Consider the following 4,098-nt stretch of genomic DNA (forward strand, 5'->3'; position numbering starts at 1 on the left):
GGGTAGGGGTGGGGGGCTGGATGCGAGCATGAACGAACCTCCGGAACACAAGGGCGCGGACCCGGCCGGTCCGCACGACGCCGGCCGGCAACGGATGGGGCGTTACAGGGGTGGTCAGCAGGGGTCGGCATCCTCCGCCGGGACCGGCGCGGGAACGGCGGACCGCACCGCCGTCGCGGCGGTGGCGGACGGTGGCACGGCGGGACCGCCACCGGTGAGAGTCGGGGTGATCTCCACCGGATCGGTTGTGATCAAGGCATGTTCCTGCGGTGACGCGTCGGCGTGAAAGGCAGCCCGACGCCCGGGCCCGATAATTAACAGGGCGTCGCCGGGGCGGGCCGCGAGCAGGTGCCCGGTCTCGCCGTCGGAGAGCGCGAACGCGGTCTGGACCTGGTGGATGCTGCTGCTGTCCTGGCGCAGCAGGATCTGGGTGGCGGCGTTGGCGACGACCGCCCGGCCCAGCTCCGAGCCGAGCAGGTCGGCGGCGTCCTGCGTGACCACCGCCAGCCCGGCCCAGTGTTTACGGGCGGCCTTGGCGAGCTGGAACAGGAACCGGGCGCCAGCCGGATGCGCCATGAGCAGCCAGGCTTCGTCCACGACGACGAGGCGCCGGCGCCGGTGGGCGGGATCGGCGACCTGCCGCCAGATCGCGTCCAGAGTGAGCAGGGTGCCGGCCGGTTTGAGCTCGTCGGGCAGGTGCCGCAGGGAGAACACGAGCAGATGGCCCTGCGGGCGGGTCGTGGTCGGCCCGGCGAACAGCGTGCTGTGGCTGCCGGTGGTGTAGGGGGCGAGCCGGCCGGCGAGCACCGGCCCGACCGGATCCGCCTCGGCGGCCAGGACGGCGGCCACATCTGTCAGCAGGGGGGTGGGCCGGTCCCAGGTGGCCGGGTCGGTGGTGATCCCGGCGTGCCGGTAGGCGGTGAGGATCGCCCGGTCCACCACCGCCCGCCCGGCCGCGTCCAGCCCGTCGTCGCCGAGGAGGGTGGCGAGCAGGGTGTGGCAGAACAGCACCCGGCGTGTGAGCAGCTCCGGATCATGCCGGGCGTGGGCGGGCAGGTCGAGCGGGTTGAGGTGCACGCCGGGGGCGCCGAGCGGCAGGTGGGTGCCGCCGACCGCGGCGGCCAGCCGGGCGTACTCGTCCTCGGGGTCGACCACGGCGACCTGCACGTCCTGATACAGGCTGCGGAGCACGTCGAGTTTCGTCAGGTAGGACTTCCCGGCGCCGGAGGCGGCCAGGGTGACGGAGTTGTAGTTCGGCATCGCCCACCGGTCGTGCACGACCAGGCCGGCGGAGTGCAGGTTCGCGCCGTAGACGACCGGGCCGGCCCCCGGCCTGTCGACGTCGGGCAGGGGCAGGTCCGGGGTGGCGAACGGGAACGCCGCGCCGAGCGCCTGGCTGTCGAAGGTGCGGCGGATACGCAGCAGGTCCACCCCGAGGGGCAGGGTGGTCGCCCAGCCGGCCAGCGTCCGGAAGGTCGCCGGCTGTACCGCCAGCAGCAGGCTGTGCGCCAGCGCCGTGACCCGGGCCTTCTCCTCGGCCAGGTCCTGCACGCTGTCGGCGTAGACCGTCAGATACAGGCCCAGGCGGAACAGCCGGGACTCGCCGCGGGCGAGTCGGCCGGCGAGATCCGCCGCGTCGTGCGCGGCGGCGTCCAGCTCCGGGTCGGTGAGCCGGCCGGCGGCGGCCTCGGCGCGGCGGCCGGATTCCAACCGGCCGAGCTGGCGGCGTAGCCGCAGGGCCGCGACCGGCGGCGGGATCGGGTCCACGTGTACGGCCACGTCGAGCCGGCCGGGGTAGGCCAGCAGCGGCTCGATCCATCCCGGGCCGACCTCGCGGGGATAGCCGACCACCGTCATCGTGGCCGCGACCATGTCCGCGATCTGCAGGTGGCCGGCGGTGGCCTGCAGGCCGGGCGGGGTCAACAGCACCGGCCCGCCGGCGGCCGGCCCCGCGGCGGCGGACCGAGACCACTTCCCCGGCCGGGGGAAGGGGAAGAGGTGGCGGGTCATCGCGGGTCTCCGGCCGGTGCGGCCGTGATGGTGCCGGTGGCGGTGATGCCCGCGGGCAGCGGCGGGGTGCCGGGGTGGGCGGCGGCGGCGAGCAGGCCGGTGACCGCGTCGGCGTCCAACACCCGCACGGTCAGCCCGGCGGTTGCCAGCAGCCCGGCGGCGTCCTCGACTCGCCGCAACGCCCGGCCGGCCGCGGCGTCGCGCCCCCGAGCGCCGCCGGCCGGGGCGGGTTCCCGGGCGGTGAGCAGGATCTGCCGGGTCAGCAGGGTCCGGCGGGCAGCGAGCCCGTCGAGGAAGGCAGCATGGTCGACGGCGGCAGTCTGCAACGCCGGATGCGGCAGCTCGGCGGCCTGCGCGCGAATGCGGGTCAGATGCGGGGTGAGACGGACCGGCGCGGCCCGCACCGTGATCTGCACCGGCCCGTCCAACGCGTTGAGCATCCGGACGAACGCGGTCACCTGCCCACGGCGTTCGCTGTCCGTGCCGAGGGTGACGTTGACGCCGTCCACCTCGGCGAGCACCGCGACCCCGTCCGGGCCCAGATCCATCACCCCGGCCGCGTCCACCCCGCCGGCCAGCGGCCGGGCCGCCGCTGGGGTGTGGCGCCGGGCGGTGTCGAGATCGGGCAGCCAGCCCGGGGCGGCGGGCAGCCCGTCGGGGGCGGACAGGTGCAGGTGCGGGCGGCGGCGGTGGGCCAGCGCGGCGGCGGCGTACCGGTCCAGCGACACCCCGCCGCGCTGGCCGAGCGCGAGCGCGGCCCCGGCGGCCAGCAGCGGGACGCACAGCCCGGCGACCACCGGCAGCGGCAGCACCGGGGACAGCGCCCCGTACAGGACGGCGATCGCGAGCACGAACGGGGCGAGCAGGGCGAGTTGGCGGGCGGTCAGACCGAAAAGGATCCGGTCCGGCCGGTCCACATCAGCGGGGATCCGGACCCGGTCCCGGAAACCGGCCGGACCGGACAGCGGAACAGCGGACATGCGACACCTCCATACAACAGCGCGACACAGGGAATGGGACAGCGGGTCGGGCCCGGGGCCCTGGACAGCCACCGGAGCACGGTGTCCAGTACGAATCGGGACGGACTGGACGGGACGCAGAGCGAGGTAGGGAGGGTGCGGTGAAGGGTTAGACGCGGACACCGGCGGCGGCCAGCCCCGCGCGCAGCAGCCGGTAGCGCACCAGGCTGACCACCATCGACTGGCCGCCTCCACCGCGCAGCACCAGCTGGGTCACCCAGCCCTGCAACCGGATCGCCGTATACAGCACGGCCGCGGCCGTCAGGATGTTCATCAGCCCGTCCCCGACGGACAGCAGCCCGCCCACGCCGTCCCCGGACAGCAACACCTGCAACCCCAGGATGATCAGTAGGCTCTGGCCGAGCTGGATCGCCAGGCAGCCCGCGACCGCCCGCCACCACAACGCCGCCGCTCCCTCGGTCCACGGCAGGCCATGCCAGATCAGCAGCAGCGGGCCGGCGACGGCCAGCAGCATCATCACCGTCAGCCGCACGATCCACCCCACCACGACCGTCGCGGCCAGCCCCACCACGACCAGCGACAGCAGGATCAGGAAGATGCTGGTCACCCGCCCGGCCAGCAGCACCGTCAGCAGCAGCTGCCCGGCCCCGTCGGCGTCCACCCGCTGCCCGGTCAACGCCCGCGACAGGGCGTTGGCGAACCGGATCGCGATCCCTAGCAGCGGCAGGCTCAGGTTCGCCATCACGAACGCGACCACCATCCGCGGGGCGAGCTCCTTGGCGGTGGCGCGGGTCTGGACGCTGTCATGACCCATGACCGCGATCCCGCCGACGGTAAGCACGAGCAGGAACACACTGTTCGCGATCACCGCGCTGGTTTTCCACAGCTCGACCACCCGCGGCTGGACGGTCACGTCCGGAGTGGACAGCACCGTGCGGCCCAGCAGCCGCAGCATCGGCTCGAGCGCGGCCTCGACCAAGCCGGCGAACCAGCCGTTGATCGCCCGGGTGATCCGGCCGGCGATGTCCAGCCAGCCGAACAGCCCACCCCCACCCCCGTCACCGGCAGCCGGCGGGGCCGGCCCCGGGGCCGGGCTGGGTGTCCGCTC

At 74.6% G+C, this 4,098-nt stretch carries 3 protein-coding genes; all 3 read right to left on the minus strand.

Annotated features, from left to right (window positions below; genetic code table 11):
• Nucleotides 1-114: 114 nt before the first annotated feature.
• Nucleotides 115-2,010, minus strand: coding sequence for a VirB4 family type IV secretion system protein (locus AC5LSR_RS23520; RefSeq protein WP_493465712.1), 1,896 nt, complete (start codon nt 2,008-2,010; stop codon nt 115-117).
• On the minus strand, nt 2,007-2,990 hold the full coding sequence (locus AC5LSR_RS23525; RefSeq protein WP_493469047.1) for a PrgI family protein: 984 nt from the start codon (nt 2,988-2,990) through the stop codon (nt 2,007-2,009). Before AC5LSR_RS23525 ends, AC5LSR_RS23520 begins: the two co-directional genes overlap by 4 nt.
• Before the next feature lie 148 nt (nt 2,991-3,138).
• Nucleotides 3,139-4,098, minus strand: a 960-nt coding sequence (locus AC5LSR_RS23530) for a TrbL/VirB6 family protein (RefSeq protein WP_493469048.1), incomplete at its 5' end; no start/stop codon positions are given.

Source organism: Protofrankia sp. CiP1_Cm_nod4 (assembly GCF_982290645.1).